Below are 20,845 nucleotides of genomic sequence, written 5' to 3'. Positions count from 1 at the left end.
TCGTTCGTCAGGCCTGAAAGATCGCGGTGAAGCCGGGCTTCATCATCCCGGCGAGCCGAAGCACGTCCCAGTTGGTCATGCGGACGCAGCCATGGCTCTCGGCGCGGCCGATGGTCTCCGGGCTACTGGTGCCGTGGATGCCGTAATGCTCCTTGGTGAGGTCGAGCCAGGCGACGCCGACCGGGCCGTTGGGGCCTGCCGGGAGCATCTTGTCATCAGCCGTCTTGTCCTTCGCGTCCCAGAAGAGATTGGGCTGGTAGTGAAACTTGGGCAGGAAGCTGTATGTCGGCACCTTCCACTTGCCCAGGGGCAACGGATCGTGGCTCGAGCCCATGGTCACGTTGAACTGCGCGACCAGCTTGGCTCCCTCGCCCGCGTTGGCTGGGGGCGAGCCGGCGCTGTCGCCCTTGCCGCCCTTGTTGGTGCTGTAAGCCCCCTCCGGCACCGGGCCCTGGTAGACGCGGAGCACGCCGTCGCTCTTGTCGACGACGATATAGTCGCCCTTCTGGCCGCCACCGACGTTGAGGCCGGCGAACCAGCCCTGATATTGCTGCGGCACGGTCGCGTTGTAGCTGCGATCGGTCGGGATGACATTCGGCAGGCGCAGCGTCTTGCCCGCGCCGATCATCTTGTCCGGCCCGTTGAGGGCGATGATCGTCGCCGGGGTGGTGTGGAACTCCTCTGAAACCTTCTCCAGCATGTTGCGGTAGCAGAGGCAGGACAGCTTGGCCTGGTCCTCGGGCTTGCGCGGGATTGGATTGACGAACGGCCCGGCCACCTGGCCCGGGCTCAGCGTGACCATCACCGTCGAGGCGCGGCTGTTCTGAAGCAGCGCGGTGCGGGTCGGGTTGTCGAGGTTACCGGTCGGCTGCAGCCCGTTGGCGGTCTGAAACCCCGTGACGGCGCGCTTGACCGACTGGCCGGCCTTGCCGTCGATCGGCCCAGCGGGGAAGCCGGCAGCATCGAGGAGAACCTGCGCATGGAAGATGGTGCCGTCGATCGGCGACCCCGGCGTGCCGGGCGCCACCCACCCCCCACCGTTCGCGGGACCAGCCGTCGACGGCTGGCCCGCCGCCGTCCGGCCAGGCGCGCCACGTTGGGCAGGAGCCTGGGCCAGCGCGGCTCCGGCAAGGGCAAGCAGACCGGCGCCGGCGACAAGCGGCGCGAGACGGTTGATCGACAACGAAACTCTCCCATCGAAACGTTAGTTGATGACCGTAACGAGGGAGCCGACGTTATTTTCCATGGCCGGGTTGAACGACATCCACATCGGCTGTTCCGGCTGGGTCTATCGCCACTGGAAGGGCCGTTTCTATCCTGCCGATCTGCCGCAGCGGCGCTGGTTTGCCTGCTATGCTGAAACATTCGACACGGTGGAGATCAACGCCAGCTTCTATCGTCTGCCGCTGCCCGCGACTTTTGACGGCTGGCGCGAGAAGGCGCCCGCGGGCTTTCGGTACGCGCTTAAGGTCAACCGCTTCATCACTCATAGCAAAAGGCTGCTCGACTGCGCCGAGCCTCTCGCCCAGTTTGTCGCTCTCGCGCGGCGCCTTGGATCAAGCCTCGGACCCATCCTCCATCAGCTTCCGCCCAGCCTCCACCGCGATGACCAACGGCTGGTCGAATATCTTGCGCTGCTCTCCGCAGACCTCGAGCATGTCGTCGAGTTCCGCCACGCCAGCTGGTATGATCCGGCGGTGCTCGCCCTCCTTGACCGCCACGGTGTCGGCTTCGTCGCGCATGACCTAATCGGGCTCGTCAGCCCGCGCCGGGCGAGCGGGCGCACCGCCTACGTCCGCTTCCATGGCACTGGCGGCAAGTATCGCGGCCGCTACTCCGGTGAACAAACCCGCGACTGGGCCCGCTGGCTGCTTGAGCAGCGGTCGGCTGGCCGCTCCGTTTGGGCCTATTTCAACAACGACAGCGGTGGGGACGCGATCGACGACGCGCGCGCCCTCCGGGATGCCATAGCAACGATCGGGACGGTGGCTGGTTAGGCCGCGCATGCTCAAAGCCATCCTGTTCGACGTCGACGGCACGCTGGTCGACAGCAACGACCTTCATGTCACCGCTTGGCAGCGCGCCTTTGCCGCCGTCGGCGCCGACCTCGATCGCGGCGCGATCCATCACCAGATCGGCAAGGGCGGCGACAATCTTGTCCCGGCCCTGCTTCCCGGTGCTTCTCGGTCGCTTCGGGAGCGGGTCGACGAGGAGCATGGCCGCATCTTCCAGCGCGAGATGATGGCGGCGGTGATGCCCTTTCCCGGCGCGCACGACCTGGTCGCTCGCTGTCGGGACTCAGGACTGGTCACGGTGCTCGCCTCGTCGAGCAGTCGGCGCGAGCTGGACCACTATATCGACCTGTTGGGGATCGCCGGTCTGCTGGACGCCACCACCAGCCGCGACGATGTCGAGCGCACAAAGCCCTGTCCCGATATCTTCGAGACCGCTGCCCGCAAGACAGGAGTCTGGACAGCCGAAGCGCTGGTGATTGGCGACACACCCTATGACGTCATGGCGGCAGGCCAAGGCGGGATGGGCGCGCTCGCCGTTCGCAGCGGCGGCTTCAGCGATGCGGAACTGGCGGACAGCCTCGGAATTTACGACGACGTCGCCGATGTGCTCGCCCATTTCGACCAGGCGGTCCTCGCCGCAGTGCCAGCCTAGTCCGTGCTGGTTTGCGAATTGTCGGTCTTGCCGAGCTTGTCCTCGCCGAGCTGGTCCTTGCCATAATAAGCCTGGTCGCTCTGGCCACCATGGCCGAAGAACTTGTCCGACCCGTCCTTGTCGCCTTCGTCCCCGGAGTGCGGGTTGGGATAGGCGCCGCCCTCGGACTCGCCACCGCCGCCTTCGCGACGTGAGGCGAGCCCACCCATGTCCTCGTCCGACTGGATGTCGGACTGTGACCCGTCGGCCTGCATTGGCTGCTTCTGGTCCTGGCTCACGGGTAGGCTCCTCAAATCTAACGGCTCAGCCGATCAACGCGGCGGCTGGGTCGTCGTTTCCGTGGTACCGGTCGAAGTGCCACCGGTGTTCGACGAACCCGAGGTGCCGCTGCCGGCGCTGCCGGTCGCGGTGCCGGTGGTCGCGGTCGAGCCGCCCTGCGCCCCGCCGCCGACCGAACCGCCGGCCGCGACCTGCTGCTGGACGACTTGGGCGAGCTGCGGGCTCGCGACCTTGGCGGTGCAGCTTGCCTGACCACCGGTCGAGACCGACAGCACGTTGACCGACACGCCGCAGACGTTAGCGGCCACATCGATCGGCACCTGCGCGTTGACCGGGATGTTCGCCCGGTCGACGTTGAGGCGCACCGACAGGTCGTTAAGCACATTGTTCAGGTTGACGTTGACCAGCGCTGGAATGCCGCTTTCGCCGCCCGGCGTGGTCATGGTCGAGCCGCCGCTCGAGGTCGTTCCGGCGGGTGCCGCTGCTCCGGTGGAGCTCGGAACGCTCTGCGAGCCGGCGCTCCCTGTGCTGGTGCCAGAATCGGTGGTCTTGCAGCCGGCGAGAAGCGCGCAGGCCGCAACGGCCGCGCCCAGGATGGGACGCTTTGACATGATGATTTCCCCTTAGTTGCGTGGCGGAGTGGTGGTGGTCGTCGCGCTGGTCGTTCCAGTCGCCGGCGGGATCGTCCCGCTGGTGGTGGTCGCCCCGGTCGAGGTGCCGGTCGTCCCGGTCGAGCCGGAGGCCGCCGTACCGCCAGTCGCGGTGGTGCCGGGGTTGGTTGCCGTCGAACCGCCCTGCGCGCCGCCGCCGACGTTGCCGCCGGCAGCGATCTGCTGCTGGACGACCTGGGCCAGCTCGGGGCTGGCGGTTTTCGCGGTGCAGTTGGCCTGTCCGCCCGTCGAAACCGATAGGATGTTGATCGACACGCCGCAGACGTTCGCCGCGAGCGTGATCGGGATCTGGGCGTTGATCGGCACATTGGCGCGGTCGAGGTGAAGATCGACTGCCAAGTTGTTCAGCACGTTGCTGAGATCGACATTGACCAGCGAGGGAATGCCGGAAGTGACGGCACCGGCGGCGTTGCTGGCCGCGCTTCCCACCGCCGACCCGGCGCTCCGAACCTTGTCGCCCATCCCGTCGGTCTGGCAGCCGGACAGCGCGAGCGTGGCCGTCGCCAGCGCCGCGATCATTGTTGAACGCATAAATCGTTTACCCCTGTGGACGCAGTCTCCGGCGAACGCGCCTTGCGGGGTTTGGTTCACGACCGAACCGATCAGGGACGGGGCTCTGCCCCGAGGCGCTTAGCCGGTCGGCGCCAGCAGCGCACCGAAAGCGCCGACCGCCACCGCGGGATCGTCGTTGACCCATACCGACTGGCAGACCGCGAGAAAGTCGGCGCCCGCTTCCACCAGAGGCCTCGCGTTCGCCGGCGTGATCCCGCCGATCGCCACGCAGGGAATCTCGAACAGGGTCGACCACCAGCTGAGGATGGCAGGGGTCGGGCGATAGTCGGTCGGCTTGGTGGTGGTCGGATGAAAGGCGCCGAACGCGACATAGTCGGCACCCGCCTCCCCCGCTTCCATCGCCAGGTGACGGCTGTCGTGGCAGGTCACCCCGATCTGCGCCTGCGGACCAAGCCGGGAGCGCGCCTCGCGTGGGTCGCCGTCCTTCTGGCCGAGGTGGACACCATCCGCCCCGAGCCTCCGCGCGAGGCTCACGCTGTCATTCACGATGAAGGCGACTTCGTGGTCGGCGCAGATCCGCTGCAGCGGCTCGGCCAGCTTCGCCAGCGCATGCTCGTCCATGTCCTTGACCCGCAGCTGAAAGGCCGCGACCGGTCCGCCCTGCAGCGCCGCTCGGAGCCGGTCGGGAAAGCCGCCACCGACCTCCTGCGGACTGATCAGATAGAGCTGGCAAGGTCGCCCCGGCTCGCGGGTGAAGGTTTCGGCGAAGGCGTCGAGCGCCTCCCGTTCGTCCAACTCGTCCTCGTCGATCATCGTCGCCCCCTAGCCGGGGCGACTAGCGCACGTCGACTCCCCGCATTCGCAGCGCTGCGTCGAACGTCGAGGGGTTGTCGAGGCGGACCCCGATGCGCGAACGGCGGCCCGGCGTGCGCCGCTCGATCAGCCGGTTGGGATAAGCGGCGAGCGCGAGGTTGCGGGTGCCTTCCCTCACCTCCTCGCCGGTAAAGCTGCTCCGCACCTCGCAGATATCGGCGAGCGGCACCTCCACCCGCTTCAGCCGCCCGGCGAAGAGGAGCAGGCGGTCGCCATCGATCCGGTGCGGCATGCAGGGCATGGATCGGATCGCAACGACCAGCCAGACCAGCCCGGCCAAAGTCAGCAGGAGCAGCGGCCAGGAAACCCTCGGCCATTTGGCAACGATGAAGAGGTGCACGGCCAGCATCTCCGTCGCCGCAAGGGCGAACAGAACCCAGAGCGTCGGAGCCACCGAGCGATGATAATAAAACTCCGCGTCCGGCTCCCCAGTGCTCACGGCGCCACTTCCCCGCCTCCGGAGCCCCGGACGATCGCCGCGCGCTGACCGGGGGTCAGTAGCGCCGCGATCTGCTCGCGCGAAACGAGCCAGTCGGGTTCGCCGCGGCTCAGGCGGGTTCCTTCTCCGCCGAGGCCTGGTAGATCTCGTCGATCGCACCGCCGAGTGAGCGATCGAACTCGTCGCCGCTCATCTGATGACGGAGATCCTCCAGAAGGGCGCGGCTGAAACTGGCGATCATCCCGGGGTTCTTCGCCAGCTCGCGGCAGGCGTCGCTGCGGCTGAACCCGCCCGACAGCGCGACGACGCGGAGCACGCGAGGATAGTCGACGAGCGGCTGGAACAGCCCGGCCTCGGCCGGGATGGAGAGCTTCAACATGACCTGCTGGGTCTTGGGCAGGCGATCGAGGTGGCGGAGCGTCTCGGCGAGGAGGATGCGGTCGGCGGCGTCGCGCTCCGGGCTCTTGATCGAGACTTCCGGCTCGATGATCGGCATCAGACCGTGGCGGACGATCTCGCCCGCGACCTCGAACTGCTGGGCCACCACCGCCGCGATCCCGGCTTCGTTGCCGAGCTTAATGACCGAGCGCATCTTGGTCCCATAGACGCCCTTTTCCCGGGCGCGGTCGAGGAGGTCGCCGAGGCCCGGCATCGGCTTCATCAGCTGGACGCCGTCCTTCTCCTCCTCGAGCCCCTTGTCGACCTTGAGGAACGGCACGACGCCACGTTCCCACAGCGCGGTCGGAACCGGCTGGCCGCCTGCCTCGCCGTCCATCGTCCGCTCGAACAGGATGGCGCCGATCACCTTGTCGCCATTGAAGCAGGGCGAGGTGATGATCCGCTCGCGCATCTGGTGGATCAGCCCGAACATCTCCTCGTCGTTCGCATAGCTGTCCTCGCCGACACCATAGGCCTTGAGCGCGCCCGGAGTCGATCCGCCGCTCTGGTCGAGCGCCGCGATGAACCCTTTCCCGTCTCGGATCTTGTCGCGCATCGCGTCGAAGCTGGTGGTCATTCGGGTCCCCTGATCCATGGTCTACGCATAGGTATGCGCGTTCCCCGGCGCTCTAGCGCGCACCATGCCGAGCGGCAACCTCGGGCAACCTCCTGCGACAGGATCAGCCGGATCGTTGCACTTCAGAACAGTCGCGAGAACTATCGCGCGCTCGCGCCTGGGAGCAACGGTTGACCCCTCGCCGCCAGGCGGGCAGGTTGCCGTGCGGGGGTAGTCAGCATGTCGAGCCTGTTGCGTCTCATATTCATCGGCCTGGTGCTCGCCGCGGCGCCGGCCGAGGCCGGGACGCCCAAGTTGGGCGAGCTGGCGCCGGACTTCAACTTGACCCTCGTCGACGGGCACAAGGTCGCGCTGAGCGAGCTTCGCGGCAAGGTAGTCGTTCTCAATTTCTGGGCGACCTGGTGCGGCCCGTGCCGCCAGGAGCTTCCGCTGCTCGACGCCTACTACAAGGCCCAGGTACGGTTCGGGCTGCGGGTCTTCGCCGTCACCACCGAGGACTCGCTTCCGCTCTATCAGCTCAGAAAGCTGTTCGCGGTGATGCACATCCCCCCGGTCCGCGGGGTTCGCGGCGCCTATGACGCCGAGGCGCTGCCGACCAACTTCGTAATCGATCGCAGCGGGCACCTCCGCTACGCCAAGCCCGGAGCGTTCAATTTGGGCACGCTCAACGGTGTGCTGGTTCCGCTGCTGCGCGAACCTCCGCCCGCCGGAACAAGCGCCAACTGAGCCTCAGTCCTGCCGCAACAGGGCGGCGACCCCCGGCAGGGTGCGCCCCTCCATCCACTCGAGGAAGGCACCGCCCGCGGTCGAGACGAAGCTGAACTGGTCGGCGACCCCTGCCTGGTTCAAAGCCGCGACCGTGTCTCCGCCGCCGGCGACCGAGACGAGGCTGCCGTCCTGCGTCAGCGCCGCCGCGGTCCGCGCCAGCGACACCGTTGCCGCGTCGAATGGCGGGGTCTCGAATGCGCCGAGCGGCCCGTTCCAGACCAGGGTGCGGCAGGTCTTCAGCGCATCGCCGAGCGCCTCGACCGCAGCCGGACCGACGTCGAGGATCATCTCGTCCGGCGCGACCTCGTGAACGTTGCAGGTGCGCAGGGATGCCGGATTGGCGGCGAACTCCTTGGCCACCACAACGTCATAGGGCAGGTGCACCGTGCAACCGGCCGTCTCGGCGCCTTCGAAGATGCTCTCGGCTTCGCCCAGCAAGTCCTTCTCGCACAGGGATTTCCCGACATCGACACCGCGTGCCGCGAGGAAGGTGTTAGCCATTCCGCCGCCGATGATCAGGTGATCGACCTTGTCGACGAGATGGCCGAGCACCGCCAGCTTGGACGAGACCTTGGCGCCGCCGACCACCGCCGCGACGGGCCGCTCCGGACGGCCGAGCGCCTTCTCCAACGCTTCCAGTTCGGCCTGCATCGCGCGACCGGCGAAGCTCGGCAGCAGGTGTGCAACACCCTCCGTGGAAGCATGCGCGCGATGCGCGGCGGAGAAGGCGTCATTGACGTAGAAATCGCCGAGCGCCGCTATCCCTTTGGCCAGCTCGGGATCGTTCTTCTCCTCGCCCGCATGGAAGCGGGTGTTCTCGAGAATGCCGATGTTGCCCGGAAGCATGGTCGCGATCGCCCGTTCCGCCTCTGGCCCTGCGCAATCCTCGATGAAGCGGACCGAGCGGCCGGTCAGCCGGTGCAGCGGCATAACCAGCTGGGCGGTCGACATGTCGGGACGGCTCTGCCCCTTCGGTCGACCAAAGTGCGACAGCAGCAGCACGATCGCGCCCCGGTCGGCGAGGTCGAGGATGGTCGGCAACGCCGCACGGAGCCGGGTGTCGTCGCTGACCGCCCCGTCCTGCATCGGCACGTTCAGGTCGACCCGGACCAGCACGCGCTTGCCGGTGAGGTCGGACGGGAGGTCGTCGAGGGTCCTGAAGCTCATTCTTCCACTTCCACGCTATCGCCGACCATGATCGGTCCGCCTTCGATCACTCGGGTGAGCACCCCGCCGCGCCAATCGGGGGTGAGCACCGCCCGCAGCCCTTCGGCAATCTCGTTCATCCGGTTGCAGGGGTCGCACTCGCCGGTCACCTCGAGCAGCGCCCCACCCGACAGACGGATCCGACTTCCCGGGCTGCGCGGCAGGAAAATGCCGTCGACGTAAAGGTTTGCCCGCCGCATCTCCCACGAGACATGCTGCCCGAGCTCACGCAGCGCGGCTTCCCAGTCGGCGCGCGCGAGGATGCTGATCTCGCGCTTGTTGCGGCCCGACTTGAGCGCCCCGCGAAAGTCGCCGACGACGCCCTGTCCGGGGATGATGCGGCCATGCTCGATCACCTCCATCGGGGCACGCGGCCGTTCCCGCCGCGCGATCCCCAGAAGTCGCCCGCCCATCGCCGGCGGGGTTAGCCCAGCTTCGCCATCGCGCAGGCCGTGTCGACCATGCGGTTCGAGAAGCCCCACTCATTGTCGTACCAGCTGACGACGCGGACCAGCTTGCCCTCGAGGACCGCGGTCTCCAGGCTGTCGACGGTCGAGCTCTGCGGCGTGTGGACGATGTCGATCGAGACCAGCGGATCCTCGGAATAGACCAGCACGCCCTTGAGCGGCCCGTTTTCCGCCGCCGCCTTGAGCGCCGCGTTGACTTCCTCGACGCTGGTGTCGCGCTTGGGGGTAAAGGTGAGGTCGATCAGGCTGCCGTCCGGCACCGGAACGCGCACCGCCGAGCCGTCGAGCTTGCCCTTGAGCTCCGGCAGCACCTCGCCCACCGCGCGGGCGGCGCCCGTCGTGGTCGGGATGATCGACATGGCCGCCGCGCGCGCGCGGCGCAGGTCGGGGTGGATCTGGTCGAGGATCTTCTGGTCGTTGGTGTAGGCGTGGACCGTGGTCATTAGCCCGCGCTCGATCCCGATCGTATCGTTGAGCACCTTGGCGACCGGCGCGAGGCAGTTGGTGGTGCAGCTCGCGTTGGAGACGATCTTGTGCTCGGGGGTCAGCTTGTCGTGGTTGACGCCGTAGACAACGGTGAGGTCGGCGCCCTTGGCCGGGGCCGAGATCAGCACCCGCTTGGCGCCCGCCTGCAGATGCTTCTCGCCGCCCGCCTTGTCGGTGAAGAAGCCAGTGCACTCGAGCGCCAGCTCGACCCCGTTCGCCGCGTGCGGCAGGTTGGCCGGGTCGCGCTCGGCGGTGACGTGGATCCGCTTGCCGTTGATGATGAGGTCGTTGCCCTCGGCGCTCACCTCGCCCGGGAACATGCCGTGGACGCTGTCGCGCTTGAACAGCCAGGCGTTAGACTTGGCGTCGGCGAGGTCGTTGATTGCGACCAGCTCGAGCCCGCAGTCGGGCCGCTCGAGGATGGCGCGGGCAACGAGCCGGCCGATGCGGCCGAAGCCGTTGATTGCTACCTTGGTCATGCCCGGAGAGCCTCCATGATCTTGGGGGTGATGTGGTCGGCGGTCAGGCCGAAGTGGTCGTAGAGGGCCGGCCCGGGCGCGGACGCGCCGAAGCCGTCGATCCCGAAGCGAAGCCCCTGGACCATCGTCAGCCGTTCCCAGCCGAAGGTGGACCCGGCCTCGATCGACACCCGAAGGATCTGCTCGGGCCCGACCGGCGGGAGGACGCTGTCGCGATAGTCCGCCGGTTGCGCCTCGAACCGCTCCCAGCAGGGGAGCGAGACGACATCGGCGCCGACGTCCTGCTCCTCGAGCCGCGCTGCGACGTCGAGCGCAATCTCGACCTCGGAGCCGGTCGCGATCAGCACCACCTTGCGCTCGCCGCCGGCCTTCTTCAGCACATATCCGCCGCGCGCGGTGAGGTTCTCCTCGGCCGCCTCGGTGCGCACCGGGCGGAGGTTCTGGCGCGACAGGGCCAACAGCGACGGCCCTTCCGACTGCAGCGCCAGCGCCCAGCACTCGGCGGTCTCCACCGCGTCGGCCGGCCGGTAGACGTCGAGGTTGGGCATCGCCCGCAGGCTCTGCAGCTGCTCGATTGGCTGGTGGGTCGGCCCGTCCTCGCCCAGCCCGATGCTGTCATGGGTCATCACATAGATGACCCGCGCGTTCTGCAGCGCCGAGAGGCGGATCGCCGGTCGGCAATAGTCGGAGAAGACGAGGAAGGTGCCGCCGTAGGGGATCACCCCGCCGTGCAGCGCCATCCCGTTCATCGCGGCGGCCATTCCGAACTCGCGAATTCCGTAATAAATGTAACGACCGCCATAATCGTCGGCGGTGAGCGGCTGCTGGCCCTTGGTCCTGGTGTTGTTCGACCCGGTGAGGTCGGCCGAGCCGCCGACGGTCGCCGGCACCGCGGTGTTGATCACCTCCAGCGCCATCTCCGACGCCTTGCGGGTCGCGACCTTGGGCGGGCTCTTGAGCAGCTCGTCGAGGTAGGGCTGAAGCCAGCGGTCATCGGCCTTGCCCTCCATCCGGGCGAGGAACTCCGCCTTCTTGGAATGCGCGGCGAGCCGCTTCTCCCACGCCTGCCGCTCGGCGACCGAGCGCTGGCCGCAGCTCCGCCACGAGGAGAGGACGTCGTCGGGAATGCTGAACTCCTCCGGCGAGAGGCCCAGCTCCTTGCGCGCCGCGGCGACCTCGTCCTTGCCGAGCGCCGATCCGTGGGTCGCCGACGTGCCCTGCTTGTTGGGCGCGCCATAGCCGATGATCGTCTTGCAGCGGATGAGGCTCGGCCGCGGGTCGGCGATCGCCTTGTCGAGCGCCTGCGCGACCTTGTTGGCGTCGAGCCCATCGCATTCGATCGTGTGCCAGCCCATCGCGGCGTGGCGGGCCATCACGTCCTCGTTGCGGCTGAGCTCGGTCGAGCCGTCGATGGTAATCTTGTTGTCGTCCCACAGGACGATCAGCCGGCCGAGCTTGAGATGCCCGGCGAGCCCCGTCGCCTCGTGGTTGATGCCCTCCATCAGGCAGCCGTCGCCGGCGATCACATAAGTCCGGTGGTCGACCAGCTCGTCGCCGTAGATCGCATTGAGGTGACGCTCGGCGATCGCCATGCCGACCGCGGTAGCAAGACCCTGACCGAGCGGACCGGTGGTCGTCTCGACTCCCGGCAGCTCGAAATTCTCCGGATGCCCGGCGCAGGGGCTGCCGAGCTGGCGGAAGCGCCGCATGTCGTCGAGCGTGGGCTGCGCATAGCCGGTGAGGTGAAGCAGCGCGTAGATCAGCATCGAGCCGTGGCCCGCCGACAGCACGAAGCGGTCGCGGTCGTGCCAGCGCGGCTGGGCCGGGTCGAACTTCAGGACCCGGGTGAACAGCGCAGTGGCGGCGTCGGCCATGCCCATCGGCATGCCCGGGTGACCGCTGTTCGCGGTTTCGACCGCGTCCATGGAGAGCGCTCGAATGGCGTTGGCGAGGCGACGCTGCGTCGTCTGCATCATGGCTCCGTTAGATCGGGCGGCCCGCAGCCGGATTCGACCGGGCCGATGGGATGGCTCCTTTGAGCGGCGGAACGATGGCCGTCAACCTGCGCGCGGCGCTTGCGGGCCGCCCCTTGCAGTCCTACTTTCGGCAACATGGATGACGAACGGCTGCAGAACGCGCTGACTCGCGCGGAACGGGCTCTTGCCCGGGTGGAACGGGTGGCCGAGCGGGCGTCGCGGCAGAGCGGCCGGGACGAGGCGCTCCGGGCCAAGGTCCGCGACGCGATCGCGCAGCTCGACGAGCTCATCCAGAAGGCGGAGGTGTGAGCATGGCCGAGGTCGAACTGTCGATTGCCGGCCGGACCTACCGGGTCGGGTGCCGCGACGGCGAGGAAGAGAATCTGCGGGCCGCGGGCGCGCTGGTCGACAGCAAGAGCCGCGAGGCGCTGTCCGGGCTCGGCGCCTTGTCCGAGGCGCGCCAGCTGCTGTTCGCCTCACTGCTGATCGCCGACCAGCTGATCGAGAAGAAGGGCCCGGAGGCGGTCCCCCCGCCCCAGCCGCCCGCCGACCCGATGGTCGCCCGCCGGGTCGAAGCGCTCGCCGATCGCATCGAGCGATTGGCCGACAACCTTGAGCAGTCGCTCGCCTGACCCTACATGGGCTGGTGACGGGTACTGCCAGGCACGAGCTCACGAACATCCCTGAGGCTATTCCCGATCCTAGGGAGCTGTCCCTGCCCGGATCCTGGTCCGGTGCACATGGTTCCCACCTGACGTTACTGGCGTCAGAGGATTTCCGAGAAAACGACCATGGCGGTCCCGTCACCCTCCCCCGTCGCTGACAAGCAGGCCCTCCGCGCCGCGATGCGCGAGCGGCGCCGCGCCTACGCCGCGAGCCTGTCGCACGACACGCGACTCGCGCTCGAGCAGGCGCTGGTGGAAACGGCCGCGCCGTTGCTCCTGTCCGCGCGCGTCGTCGCCGGCTATCAGCCCATGAAGGACGAGATGAGCGTGCTCCCGCTGCTCGCCGCGGCGGAGCAGCGAGGCCTGGTCACCGCCCTTCCCGCCTTCGCGGCCCGCGATGCGCGGATGAGCTTCCGGGCGGGCCCGCCGCTCGACCCCGGGCCGTGGGGCATCCTCCAGCCCGCACCCGAGGCACCGACGGTCGCGCCCGATCTCGTCATCGTCCCGCTGCTGGCGATCGACCGCCGGGGCAATCGCATCGGCATGGGCAAGGGCCACTACGACCGCGCGCTCCCGGGGCTGCGCGAAGAAGGTGCCCGGCTGATCGGCGCCGGATGGGCGTTCCAGCGGGTGGCGGAGCCGATCGCCGCCGATCCCTGGGATGTTCCGCTCGACGGCTTCCTGTCGCCCGAAGGCCTCGAGGAGTTCAAGCGATGACCGCCTTCCGCAAGCTCGGCGGCATGTTCGCCATCATCCTCCTGATCATCGTCTGGGCGGTGATCGTCGCGTCGGCCGCGCCGCTCGTGGGCCGCTGGCCGATCCTACTCCAGCTCCCCTTCTATCTCGTGACGGGGATAATCTGGATCGCGCCGCTCAAGCCGCTGCTGCGCTGGATGGAGACGGGGCGCTGGCGGGTGGAACCGCCCCGGGGTTGAAAATCGCGGGTGTATCGTCTAAATAGATCACCTCCATGACAGTCCTGACCTTGCCCCAGAACCGCCTTTCCGGCGTGCTCCGCGACTATCCGCGCGAAGTCTTCTCGGCCGGCCTGGTGGCCGCCGCTGCGCTGGTGGGGATCGCCTCGCTCGCCGCTCCCGCCGCCTCCACGCCGCGGCTCCCGGCCGTGGAGTCGGCTGCCGTGCCGCCCGCCGTTGAGCCCATGCTGATGCGCAACGTCGCGCCGCAAACGGCCGAGCAGATCAACGCTGCCATCCCGCTCGACGCCGGTCCCAACCCCGCCGCGCGTCCCTTCCTCCTCGGCAAGCTCGATGCGACCACCCGGGAGCGGGCCACCGACTGCCTGGCGCAGGCCATCTACTACGAGGCGGGCAGCGAGAGCGTCGACGGCCAGCGCGCGGTCGCGCAGGTCGTCCTGAACCGACTCCGCCACCCCGCCTTTCCCAAGAGCGTATGCGGCGTCGTCTACCAGGGCAGCGACCGCGCCACGGGATGCCAGTTCACCTTCACCTGCGACGGCTCGCTGAACCGCTCGCCGGTCCGCTGGGCCTGGGACCGCGCCTATGAGGTCGCCCGCTCGGCGCTCGCCGGCTACGTCTTCACGCCGGTCGGCGAGGCGACCCACTATCATACCGACTGGGTCGTCCCTTACTGGTCGTCGGCGCTGACCAAGTCGGCAGTAGTGGGCGCGCACATCTTCTATCGCTGGGCGGGCAGCTGGGGCACCCCGGTCGCCTTCAGCGGCCGCTACACGCGGGTCGAGCCCGACGTGGCGGCGCTCCGCAACGCCGCGCTGTCGACCGACAAGGAACTGGCGAGCGACAATGCCGCGACCGGGATCGACGCCGCCCGCAAGGAGCTGCCGCCCGAGCTCGCCGCGCTGCTCAATGCCGAGCCGGGTCTCAACGGCCAGCGGGTCGAGATGAAACTCAACGTCGCTGGCAAGAACCCGCGTCCGGGCGCACTCCCCGCGACCGACCCGGCTGCGACCGCCAGCTCGAGCAACCTCCAATGGGCACTCGGCGGCTCCGCGCCCAAGGCCGAAGATCAAAAGCCGCTGGGCCGTTCCGCGACTGCCCCGGCGGTTGCCGCCCCCGCATCGTCGGCGGCATCGTCCGCGCCGGTCGCCGCCTTGGCCGACTCGGTCGCGGCTGCCGGCTCCGCCTCGGCGCGATAATCCTGCGCCGCGATCACCTCGACCTCGTTCCGCAGCAGGTCGAGCCGATGCTCGATCAGGTCGAACCGGCCTGACAGGGTTCGCGCCGCTGCCATCTGGCGCGCGGTGGTGGTCACGGGATTGAACAGGTCGCTGCTGTCCGGCGCCTCCAGCGCCACCGCCGCGTCGAACGCGACGCACTCGTCGAACCGCTCCATGCTGCCGTCCATCCGCAGCAGCCGCTGGCAGTCGCGCGAGTAACTGCTGGCCGCGGCCAGCCCGGGCTCGCGCCCCAGCCGAAGCCCTAGCCGGGCGGCCGACAGCACCGCCTCGTGCGCGACCGGCTCGACCATCGGGTCGGCCGCCGTCGGGTGGCCGGCCGGCGCCGGCGGATCGCCGAAGGAACCCAGTTCCAGCGCCGCGAGTAGGTCCGGGTGGGCCGCGATCCAGCCGGTGCCGCCCAGCAGCAGCAACCCCAGCAGCAGCGCTCCCGATCGCCCGCGATGGACCCGGCTGTGCCGCCGGCGCCGCGAGCGCGGGCGCCGGACCGGCGCGGCCGGCGCGGCGCTCCAGGCCGCCGCGGCTGTCTCGTCGAACGCCGCCAGCTTGGCCGGGTCGCGGAGGATCGCATAGGCGCGGTTGATCTCCGCCGCGGTCGCCGCGTTCCCGCCGGCCCGGTCGGGATGATGCTGCTTCATCAGCGCGCGATAGGCCTCGTCCACCGCCTTGCGGTCGGCCGACGGGGACAGGCCGAGCGTCGAGTAGAGCGAGACGGAGGGACGCATCCGCTTTGGTCTAAAGGAACGCCGCGATGGTGGAAAGCAACCAGTTTCCAGGGCCATCGCCGAAGCAATGGCGCGAGTGACGGGGCTCGAACCCGCGACCTCCGGCGTGACAGGCCGGCGCTCTAACCAACTGAGCTACACCCGCTGAGCTTGCGGCGTGGGCGGGCAACTACGGGAGGGTCCGCAGGCTGTCAACACGGCCAATCAGCCGATGAACGCCTCGCCCGTGTTTTCTTTGACCTTCTCCCGCGCTTCCTCCTGCACCTCGACCTCGTCCTCCTCGCCGACATGGGTGAGGGTGCCGTGCTCGAACAGGAAACCGGCGATGTCGGGGGTGCCCGCGGCGGAGAAGATCGTCTTGATGATGATCAGCAGCGGCACCGCCAGCAGCGCGCCCGTGGTGCCCCAGATCCACGACCAGAAGCTCAGCGAGACCAGGATCAGCAGCGGGTTCACCTTGACCCGGTGCCCGACGATCAGCGGCGTGAAGGCATTGGCCTCGATCAGGTGCAGCCCGATGAAGATCGCCGGCGGGAAGATCGCCTGCCACGGGTCGGCGAAGTTCATCAGCGCCCCCACCCCCAGCAGCACCGCCGCGGCGATCGGGCCGAGGTAGGGGATGTAGTTCAGCACCGCGACGATGCCGCCCCACATCAGCGGCGAGTCCATGCCGTAGAAGAAGAGGATGCCGGCGGTGATCGCGCCGAGGCTGACGTTGATGAGCGTGATGGTGCCGATATAGGTCGAGGTGGCGTCGACCACCTGCTGGATCACCCGCGCGGTGGTCAGCGCGCCCTCGAAGCTGCCGCGGCTGGTGATCGTCTGCTTGCGCATCGCCGTCCAGCCGCTGAGGAAGAAGAAGATCACCAGCAGCGCGAAGAAGAGCTGGACGAGGAGGTGCGGCGCCGAGGTCGCGAGCAGCCCGAGCATCGAGTTCGGCTGCTCGACCCGGACCGTCCGGCTGCCCTGCTCCGCCGCGCCCTTGGCGATCTGCGACGCCGTCTTGTCGATGAAGTGCTCGAGCGACTGGTAGAGGTCCATGACCGGCTGCAGCGCCGAGCGGACCCGCCCGATCCGCTGCGGCACCAGCGTCACCCAGTCCATCGCCGGGAGCACGATCGAGGCCAGCGCGAAGGCGGCGACGAGCAGGAAGATCACCACGCACAGCCCGGCCGCCGCGCGCGACGGCACGCCGCGCCGCTCGAACCATTCGAGCAGCGGCACCAGCGTGATCGCGACCACCAGCGCGGCGGTCACCGGCAGGAAGAACTCCGCGCCTTCGCGCAACGCAAAGGGCAGCCCGACCAGCAGCCCGAGCCCGGCGATCAGCGTCAGCGACGCCAACAGCCGGTCGCGCTTGGGATCGGTGTTGTCGGTGAGGGCCAGATTGGCGCTGACCTGGTTGGGATTCTTGGCGGCGGGGAGGTCCATCGCCCGCGACCATAGCACGGCCCCGCCGCGCCGCCAGTCGCGACGCGCAGGGCACCGCCGTTCCGTCAGACCGGCAGGCTGGTGACGTTCTTGACCGTCTTGAGCGCAAACTGCGAGGCGGAGTTGGCGACCGCCGGATGGTTGAGCAGCCGGTGCATGAGGAAATCCTCATAGTCGGCGACCCGCGCGACGCTGACCCGCAGCAGATAATCCCACTCCCCCGACATTGACCAGCAGTCGAGCACCTCGGGCTGAGCCAGGACGAACGCCTCGAACGACTGGCGCACCTCGCTAGAATGCGCCTTCATCCGCACCTGGCATATGGCGTTGAGCTCGCGCCCGACGGCCGCCGCGTTGACCAGCCGGACCGTCGCGCCGAGCACCCCCGCCTGCTCCATCGCCCGGATGCGGCGCCAGCAGGATGCCGGCGAGGCCGCCACCTCCGCCGCCAGGTCCGCCTGGCTGATGTCGCCGCGGCGCTGGAGGACGGCCAGGATCCGCCGGTCCAGCGGGTCAAGTTGCTCGCCCGCCATCTGCAACACTCCCGCCTTTGATTACCCCTTAGGTGAAACAATTGTTTCACTTCCGATGCTCAGATGTCAAACTCTGGCGAGAAAATTCGCCGCTGGCGAGCTACACTGACCGCTAGAGAGACGGTTCGCAGGCGAGGAATGGCGATGGCGACGGTGGTGGAGCGGGCGGACACGCTGCAGGCGGGCGGAGCGTCCGCGCCGGCCGGGACAATCGCGACCGGCGGCAACGGGCCCGCGCCCGGCTGGGACTGGCGCCGCGTCGCCTATTTCGTGCAGCTTTCCCGCGCGCTCGACGAGATGGAGGAGACCCGCCTCGTTCCCGAGAAGAAGGTGCTCTACCAGTTCTCGGCGCGCGGCCACGACCTCGCGCAGGTGCTGCTCGGCTCGCGGCTGACCGACCCGGCCGACGCCGCCTGCGGCTATTATCGCTCACGGCCCATGCTGCTGTCGCTCGGGGTCCCGGTCGAGGACGCGCTCGCCTCGGCGATGGGCCGCTCCGGTGGGTATTCCGACGGCCGCGACATCGGCGTGGTATTCAACTACCCCAATCCGCACGGCGCCTCCGCGCTGCCGATGTGCGGCGGGGTCGGCGCTCAATATACCCCGACCGCCGGCTGGGCGCAGGCGATCGAATATCACCGCACCATGCTCAAGGACGAGCGCTATGCCGACGCGATCGCGGTGGTCCTCGGCGGCGAGGCGAGCTGCGCCACCAATGGCTTCTGGTCGGCGCTGACCATCGCCACCACCCAGCGCCTGCCGATGCTCTTCTTCATCGAGGACAATGGCTACGGCATCTCGGTCCCGAGCCGCTTCCAGACACCCGGCGGCGACATCGCCGCGAACCTCGCCAGTTTCGCCGGGCTGGAAGTCCTGAGCGGAGACGGAACCGAGCCGGCGGAAGCCGCCCGCCTCCTCGAGTCCGCGCTGCGCATCGTCCGCGGCGAGCGACGCCCGGTCCTGCTTCGCCTCACCGTCCCGCGGCTGGAGGGCCACAGCTTCCAGGACACCCAGGCCTACAAGCCGCCCGAGACGGTTGCCGCCGAATGGGCCCGCGACCCGCTGCCCAAGCTCCGCTCCTATCTCGTCGGCTCGCTGCTGAGCGAGGAAGAGTGGAACGGGATCGAGGCCGAGGCCCGAGCCGCCTCCGAGGTCGCCCGCTCCGCTGCCGAGGAACGCGCCCCTTCCCCGCCCGACCGGGTCACCCGCAACGTCTTCTTCGAGGGCGAGCTGCAGGCCGAGGGCGGCATGGCAACCCACGGCTATGTCGCGCCCGCCGCCGTCGAGACCGCGGAGACGAGCGGGCAGCGGATCAACATGGGCGCGGCGATCCGCCGAACCCTCGACCAAGAGCTGGAGCTCAACCCTCGCGTGCTGGTGTTCGGCGAGGACGTCGGGCCCAAGGGCGGCGTCCACGCGGTCACGCTCGGGCTGCAGGAGAAGCATGGCGAGGCCCGAGTCTTCGACACCAGCCTATCGGAGGAGGGCATCATCGGCCGGGCGGTCGGGATGGCGCTCGCCGGGCTGATGCCGGTCCCCGAAATCCAGTTCCGCAAATATGCCGAGCCCGCGACCGAGCAGCTGAACGATTGCGGGACGATGCGCTGGCGCACCGCCAACCGCTTCGCCGCACCGATGGTCGTCCGCATTCCGGGCGGCTTCTTCAAGTGCGGCGACCCCTGGCACAGCCAGACCAACGAAGTCGCCTTCGTCCATCAGCCCGGCTGGAAGGTCGCGGTGCCGTCCAACACCGCCGATGCCGTCGGGCTGCTCCGCGCGTCGCTGCGCGGCAACGACCCCGTCATCTTTTTCGAGCATCGCGCCATGCTCGACGACAGCTGGGCGCGGCGCCCCTGGCCGGGCGACCGCTTCGTCCTGCCCTTCGGCAAGGCCAGCAAGGTCCGCGAGGGAACCGACATCACCGTCGTCACCTGGGGCGCGATGACCCCGCGCTGCGAGGCTGCCGCGGCGCATGTCTCGGCCGACGTGATAGACCTTCGCACGCTGATGCCATGGGACCGGGAGATGGTGCTCGCATCGGTTCGCAGGACGCATCGCTGCCTGATCGTCCACGAGGATCTGCAGACCGGCGGCTTCGGGGCCGAGATCGCCGCGGTTGTCGCCGACGAGGCGTTCATGGACCTCGACGCGCCGGTCTCGCGACTGACCATGCCCGACATTCCCAGCCCGCACCATCCGACCCTCCTCAATCATGCTGTCCCCTCCGTCGACCGGATCCGGGCCCGCATCGACGAACTGGTGAGCTTCTGATGGCCGAGCTGATCGACGTGGTGATGCCGCTGGAGCTTGAAGGCACCAAGGCAGTCGTCCGCAGCTGGCTCAAGCAGGTCGGCGAGCGGGTGGCCCGGGACGAGCCGCTGGTTGAGCTCGAGACCGACAAGGTGACGAGCGAGGTCTCGGCGCCGGCCGATGGCGTGCTGGCGGAAATCCTGCTCGACAGCGACTGCGAGGCCGGGGTCGGCGCGCTGCTGGGCCGGCTGAGCATAAGCACGGGGGAGGAAACGTCCGCCGCGACTGCGGCCCCGGAGCCGATGGGCGCGACCCGCTTGCCTACCGCCACCGACGCGCAGGCGCTCCGCCTCTCTCCTGCCGTGCGCAAGGCCGTTGCCGAACACCGCGTCGACCCGCGCCAGGTCCAGGGAACGGGTCGCAACGGTCGGATCACCCGCGCCGATGTAGAGGCGTTCGCCGCCGGCGGCGCCGGCGCTCCCTCGCCGTCCACTGCTCCGTCCGCACCCCCGTCGGCACCGGCGCAGGGCTCCACCATCGTTCCGCACGACCGCATGCGCCGGCTGATCGCCGATAACGTGCTGGGCAGCCTCACCACCGCGCCGCACGTCACCGCGGTGTTCGAGGCGGACTTCAGCCGCATCGTCGCGCATCGCGCAGCCAATCGGCGCGCGTTCGAGGAACAGGGCGTCGCGCTGACCTACACCGCCTATTTCGTCGCCGCCGCGGTCGCCGCGATGAAGGCGGCCCCGGCGGTCAACAGCCGCTGGCACGCTGACCATCTCGAGTTGTTCGCCGACGTCAACATCGGCATCGGCACCGCGCTCGGCGACAAGGGGCTGATCGTCCCCGTCGTCCATGGCGCCGACCGCTTGTCGCTGCTCGGGATCGCGGCCCGGCTGCAGGACGTCACCGCGCGCGCCCGCTCGGGCGACCTCAAGGCGGGCGACCTCAAGGACGCCACCTTCGCCATTTCCAACCACGGCGTGTCGGGTTCGCTGCTCGCCACCCCGATCATCATTCAGCAGCCGCAGTCCGCCATCCTCGGGATCGGCAAGCTCGAGAAGCGCGTGGTGGTCCGCGAGGTCGACGGGCATGACACGATCCAGATCCGGCCGATGAGCTATGTCACGCTGACGATCGACCACCGAGTGGTCGACGGCCACCAGACCAACGCCTGGCTGTCCGCCTTCGTCGCCGCGCTGGAGAACTGGTCGGACTGACTCCGT

At 68.8% G+C, this 20,845-nt stretch carries 23 protein-coding genes, 1 tRNA gene and 1 pseudogene; 10 read left to right on the top strand and 15 right to left on the bottom strand.

The window, feature by feature from the left end:
- Nucleotides 1-7 precede the first annotated feature (7 nt).
- Nucleotides 8-1,183 carry a L,D-transpeptidase family protein gene (locus HMF7854_RS08920; protein WP_239016915.1) on the bottom strand — a complete coding sequence of 392 codons (1,176 nt, stop codon included), beginning with the start codon at nt 1,181-1,183 and terminating at the stop codon, nt 8-10.
- A 61-nt stretch (nt 1,184-1,244) separates the two neighbouring features.
- Here HMF7854_RS08920 and HMF7854_RS08915 point away from each other — a divergent pair, with 61 nt between their 5' ends.
- The gene (locus HMF7854_RS08915) at nt 1,245-1,997 is read left to right on the top strand and encodes a DUF72 domain-containing protein (protein ID WP_126720145.1); all 753 of its coding nucleotides are present in this window, start codon (nt 1,245-1,247) and stop codon (nt 1,995-1,997) included.
- A 7-nt stretch (nt 1,998-2,004) separates the two neighbouring features.
- Nucleotides 2,005-2,667: an HAD family hydrolase gene (locus HMF7854_RS08910; RefSeq protein ID WP_126718775.1), complete on the top strand. Its 663-nt coding sequence runs from the start codon at nt 2,005-2,007 to the stop codon at nt 2,665-2,667.
- On the opposite strand, the gene HMF7854_RS08905 is transcribed toward HMF7854_RS08910, so the two are convergent.
- From HMF7854_RS08905 to HMF7854_RS08880, 6 genes are all read right to left on the bottom strand, one after another.
- Entirely contained in the window at nt 2,664-2,945 is a 282-nt protein-coding gene (locus tag HMF7854_RS08905) for a hypothetical protein (protein WP_126718774.1), read from the bottom strand. The two genes, HMF7854_RS08910 and HMF7854_RS08905, sit on opposite strands and share 4 nt — an antisense overlap.
- Before the next feature lie 33 nt (nt 2,946-2,978).
- A complete protein-coding gene (locus HMF7854_RS08900; RefSeq protein ID WP_126718773.1) occupies nt 2,979-3,557 on the bottom strand; it encodes a hypothetical protein in 579 nt (192 codons plus the stop codon).
- A 12-nt stretch (nt 3,558-3,569) separates the two neighbouring features.
- Nucleotides 3,570-4,148, bottom strand: coding sequence for a hypothetical protein (locus tag HMF7854_RS08895; protein WP_126718772.1), 579 nt, complete (start codon nt 4,146-4,148; stop codon nt 3,570-3,572).
- Nucleotides 4,149-4,247: 99 nt separating this feature from the next.
- Nucleotides 4,248-4,943 (bottom strand): thiamine phosphate synthase, encoded by a 696-nt coding sequence (thiE, locus tag HMF7854_RS08890; protein WP_126718771.1) that lies wholly within the window; start codon nt 4,941-4,943, stop codon nt 4,248-4,250.
- Between the two features lie 22 nt (nt 4,944-4,965).
- The gene (locus HMF7854_RS08885; protein ID WP_126718770.1) at nt 4,966-5,442 is read right to left on the bottom strand and encodes a hypothetical protein; all 477 of its coding nucleotides are present in this window, start codon (nt 5,440-5,442) and stop codon (nt 4,966-4,968) included.
- A 109-nt stretch (nt 5,443-5,551) separates the two neighbouring features.
- Entirely contained in the window at nt 5,552-6,457 is a 906-nt protein-coding gene (locus tag HMF7854_RS08880) for a fructose bisphosphate aldolase (RefSeq protein WP_126718769.1), read from the bottom strand.
- A gap of 219 nt (nt 6,458-6,676) precedes the next feature.
- Between HMF7854_RS08880 and HMF7854_RS08875 the strand changes: the two genes are divergently transcribed.
- Nucleotides 6,677-7,183, top strand: a complete 507-nt coding sequence (locus HMF7854_RS08875; RefSeq protein WP_126718768.1) for a TlpA family protein disulfide reductase — start codon at nt 6,677-6,679, stop codon at nt 7,181-7,183.
- 3 nt (nt 7,184-7,186) lie between these two features.
- On the opposite strand, the gene HMF7854_RS08870 is transcribed toward HMF7854_RS08875, so the two are convergent.
- The 4 genes from HMF7854_RS08870 to tkt are packed head-to-tail and all read right to left on the bottom strand — an operon-like array spanning nt 7,187 to nt 11,836.
- Nucleotides 7,187-8,392, bottom strand: coding sequence for a phosphoglycerate kinase (locus tag HMF7854_RS08870; protein ID WP_126718767.1), 1,206 nt, complete (start codon nt 8,390-8,392; stop codon nt 7,187-7,189).
- Nucleotides 8,389-8,844 carry an MOSC domain-containing protein gene (locus tag HMF7854_RS08865; protein WP_126718766.1) on the bottom strand — a complete coding sequence of 152 codons (456 nt, stop codon included), beginning with the start codon at nt 8,842-8,844 and terminating at the stop codon, nt 8,389-8,391. Before HMF7854_RS08865 ends, HMF7854_RS08870 begins: the two co-directional genes overlap by 4 nt.
- An 11-nt stretch (nt 8,845-8,855) precedes the next feature.
- A complete protein-coding gene (gap, locus tag HMF7854_RS08860) occupies nt 8,856-9,863 on the bottom strand; it encodes a type I glyceraldehyde-3-phosphate dehydrogenase (RefSeq protein ID WP_126718765.1) in 1,008 nt (335 codons plus the stop codon).
- Nucleotides 9,860-11,836 (bottom strand): transketolase, encoded by a 1,977-nt coding sequence (gene tkt / locus HMF7854_RS08855; RefSeq protein ID WP_126720144.1) that lies wholly within the window; start codon nt 11,834-11,836, stop codon nt 9,860-9,862. The genes gap and tkt overlap by 4 nt, the downstream gene beginning before the upstream one ends.
- 138 nt (nt 11,837-11,974) lie before the next feature.
- On the opposite strand from tkt, the gene HMF7854_RS15765 reads away from it, so the two are divergent.
- The 5 genes from HMF7854_RS15765 (at nt 11,975) to HMF7854_RS15925 (ending at nt 14,638) form a co-directional block, all read left to right on the top strand.
- Complete coding sequence (locus tag HMF7854_RS15765) at nt 11,975-12,148, top strand: hypothetical protein (protein WP_185829219.1); 174 nt, start codon at nt 11,975-11,977, stop codon at nt 12,146-12,148.
- Nucleotides 12,149-12,150: 2 nt separating this feature from the next.
- Nucleotides 12,151-12,471 (top strand): cell division protein ZapA, encoded by a 321-nt coding sequence (locus HMF7854_RS08850; protein ID WP_126718764.1) that lies wholly within the window; start codon nt 12,151-12,153, stop codon nt 12,469-12,471.
- Between the two features lie 159 nt (nt 12,472-12,630).
- Nucleotides 12,631-13,221 (top strand): 5-formyltetrahydrofolate cyclo-ligase, encoded by a 591-nt coding sequence (locus HMF7854_RS08845; RefSeq protein WP_126718763.1) that lies wholly within the window; start codon nt 12,631-12,633, stop codon nt 13,219-13,221.
- Nucleotides 13,218-13,439: a DUF2842 domain-containing protein gene (locus tag HMF7854_RS08840; protein ID WP_126718762.1), complete on the top strand. Its 222-nt coding sequence runs from the start codon at nt 13,218-13,220 to the stop codon at nt 13,437-13,439. The genes HMF7854_RS08845 and HMF7854_RS08840 overlap by 4 nt, the downstream gene beginning before the upstream one ends.
- A gap of 35 nt (nt 13,440-13,474) precedes the next feature.
- Entirely contained in the window at nt 13,475-14,638 is a 1,164-nt protein-coding gene (locus HMF7854_RS15925) for a cell wall hydrolase (protein WP_221766424.1), read from the top strand.
- 581 nt (nt 14,639-15,219) lie between these two features.
- On the opposite strand, the pseudogene HMF7854_RS16050 reads toward HMF7854_RS15925, so the two are convergent.
- From HMF7854_RS16050 to HMF7854_RS08815, 4 genes and pseudogenes are all read right to left on the bottom strand, one after another.
- Nucleotides 15,220-15,402, bottom strand: a pseudogene (locus HMF7854_RS16050) (J domain-containing protein); the annotation flags it as partial.
- 68 nt (nt 15,403-15,470) lie between these two features.
- Nucleotides 15,471-15,547 (bottom strand) — tRNA-Asp (locus tag HMF7854_RS08825).
- Between the two features lie 59 nt (nt 15,548-15,606).
- Nucleotides 15,607-16,833, bottom strand: coding sequence for an AI-2E family transporter (locus HMF7854_RS08820; RefSeq protein WP_126718760.1), 1,227 nt, complete (start codon nt 16,831-16,833; stop codon nt 15,607-15,609).
- 65 nt (nt 16,834-16,898) lie between these two features.
- Nucleotides 16,899-17,366, bottom strand: coding sequence for an Lrp/AsnC family transcriptional regulator (locus HMF7854_RS08815; protein WP_126718759.1), 468 nt, complete (start codon nt 17,364-17,366; stop codon nt 16,899-16,901).
- A 144-nt stretch (nt 17,367-17,510) separates the two neighbouring features.
- Between HMF7854_RS08815 and HMF7854_RS08810 the strand changes: the two genes are divergently transcribed.
- Both HMF7854_RS08810 and HMF7854_RS08805 read left to right on the top strand, forming a co-directional pair.
- A complete protein-coding gene (locus HMF7854_RS08810; RefSeq protein WP_126718758.1) occupies nt 17,511-19,637 on the top strand; it encodes an alpha-ketoacid dehydrogenase subunit alpha/beta in 2,127 nt (708 codons plus the stop codon).
- Nucleotides 19,637-20,839, top strand: a complete 1,203-nt coding sequence (locus HMF7854_RS08805; RefSeq protein WP_126718757.1) for a dihydrolipoamide acetyltransferase family protein — start codon at nt 19,637-19,639, stop codon at nt 20,837-20,839. The genes HMF7854_RS08810 and HMF7854_RS08805 overlap by 1 nt, the downstream gene beginning before the upstream one ends.
- Nucleotides 20,840-20,845 lie beyond the last annotated feature (6 nt).

Origin of the sequence: Sphingomonas ginkgonis, assembly GCF_003970925.1 — a bacterium.
GTDB lineage: Bacteria > Pseudomonadota > Alphaproteobacteria > Sphingomonadales > Sphingomonadaceae > Sphingomicrobium > Sphingomicrobium ginkgonis.
Note: the sequence above shows the minus strand (reverse complement) of the source record. Positions and strands in the feature narration are given on the sequence as shown.

What these genes read in the sequence shown, in the direction of transcription:
- HMF7854_RS08810 (WP_126718758.1), top strand. Translation starts at nt 17,511, where the DNA reads ATGGCGACGGTGGTGGAGCGGGCGGACACGCTGCAGGCGGGCGGAGCG.
- HMF7854_RS08815 (WP_126718759.1), bottom strand. Translation starts at nt 17,366, where the DNA reads ATGGCGGGCGAGCAACTTGACCCGCTGGACCGGCGGATCCTGGCCGTC.
- HMF7854_RS08900 (WP_126718773.1), bottom strand. Translation starts at nt 3,557, where the DNA reads ATGTCAAAGCGTCCCATCCTGGGCGCGGCCGTTGCGGCCTGCGCGCTT.
- HMF7854_RS08875 (WP_126718768.1), top strand. Translation starts at nt 6,677, where the DNA reads ATGTCGAGCCTGTTGCGTCTCATATTCATCGGCCTGGTGCTCGCCGCG.
- HMF7854_RS08910 (WP_126718775.1), top strand. Translation starts at nt 2,005, where the DNA reads ATGCTCAAAGCCATCCTGTTCGACGTCGACGGCACGCTGGTCGACAGC.
- HMF7854_RS08840 (WP_126718762.1), top strand. Translation starts at nt 13,218, where the DNA reads ATGACCGCCTTCCGCAAGCTCGGCGGCATGTTCGCCATCATCCTCCTG.
- HMF7854_RS08820 (WP_126718760.1), bottom strand. Translation starts at nt 16,833, where the DNA reads ATGGACCTCCCCGCCGCCAAGAATCCCAACCAGGTCAGCGCCAATCTG.
- HMF7854_RS08880 (WP_126718769.1), bottom strand. Translation starts at nt 6,457, where the DNA reads ATGACCACCAGCTTCGACGCGATGCGCGACAAGATCCGAGACGGGAAA.
- HMF7854_RS15925 (WP_221766424.1), top strand. Translation starts at nt 13,475, where the DNA reads ATGACAGTCCTGACCTTGCCCCAGAACCGCCTTTCCGGCGTGCTCCGC.
- HMF7854_RS15765 (WP_185829219.1), top strand. Translation starts at nt 11,975, where the DNA reads ATGGATGACGAACGGCTGCAGAACGCGCTGACTCGCGCGGAACGGGCT.
- HMF7854_RS08845 (WP_126718763.1), top strand. Translation starts at nt 12,631, where the DNA reads ATGGCGGTCCCGTCACCCTCCCCCGTCGCTGACAAGCAGGCCCTCCGC.
- HMF7854_RS08870 (WP_126718767.1), bottom strand. Translation starts at nt 8,392, where the DNA reads ATGAGCTTCAGGACCCTCGACGACCTCCCGTCCGACCTCACCGGCAAG.
- HMF7854_RS08805 (WP_126718757.1), top strand. Translation starts at nt 19,637, where the DNA reads ATGGCCGAGCTGATCGACGTGGTGATGCCGCTGGAGCTTGAAGGCACC.
- HMF7854_RS08865 (WP_126718766.1), bottom strand. Translation starts at nt 8,844, where the DNA reads ATGGGCGGGCGACTTCTGGGGATCGCGCGGCGGGAACGGCCGCGTGCC.
- gap (WP_126718765.1), bottom strand. Translation starts at nt 9,863, where the DNA reads ATGACCAAGGTAGCAATCAACGGCTTCGGCCGCATCGGCCGGCTCGTT.
- HMF7854_RS08915 (WP_126720145.1), top strand. Translation starts at nt 1,245, where the DNA reads ATGGCCGGGTTGAACGACATCCACATCGGCTGTTCCGGCTGGGTCTAT.
- thiE (WP_126718771.1), bottom strand. Translation starts at nt 4,943, where the DNA reads ATGATCGACGAGGACGAGTTGGACGAACGGGAGGCGCTCGACGCCTTC.
- HMF7854_RS08895 (WP_126718772.1), bottom strand. Translation starts at nt 4,148, where the DNA reads ATGCGTTCAACAATGATCGCGGCGCTGGCGACGGCCACGCTCGCGCTG.
- HMF7854_RS08850 (WP_126718764.1), top strand. Translation starts at nt 12,151, where the DNA reads ATGGCCGAGGTCGAACTGTCGATTGCCGGCCGGACCTACCGGGTCGGG.
- tkt (WP_126720144.1), bottom strand. Translation starts at nt 11,836, where the DNA reads ATGCAGACGACGCAGCGTCGCCTCGCCAACGCCATTCGAGCGCTCTCC.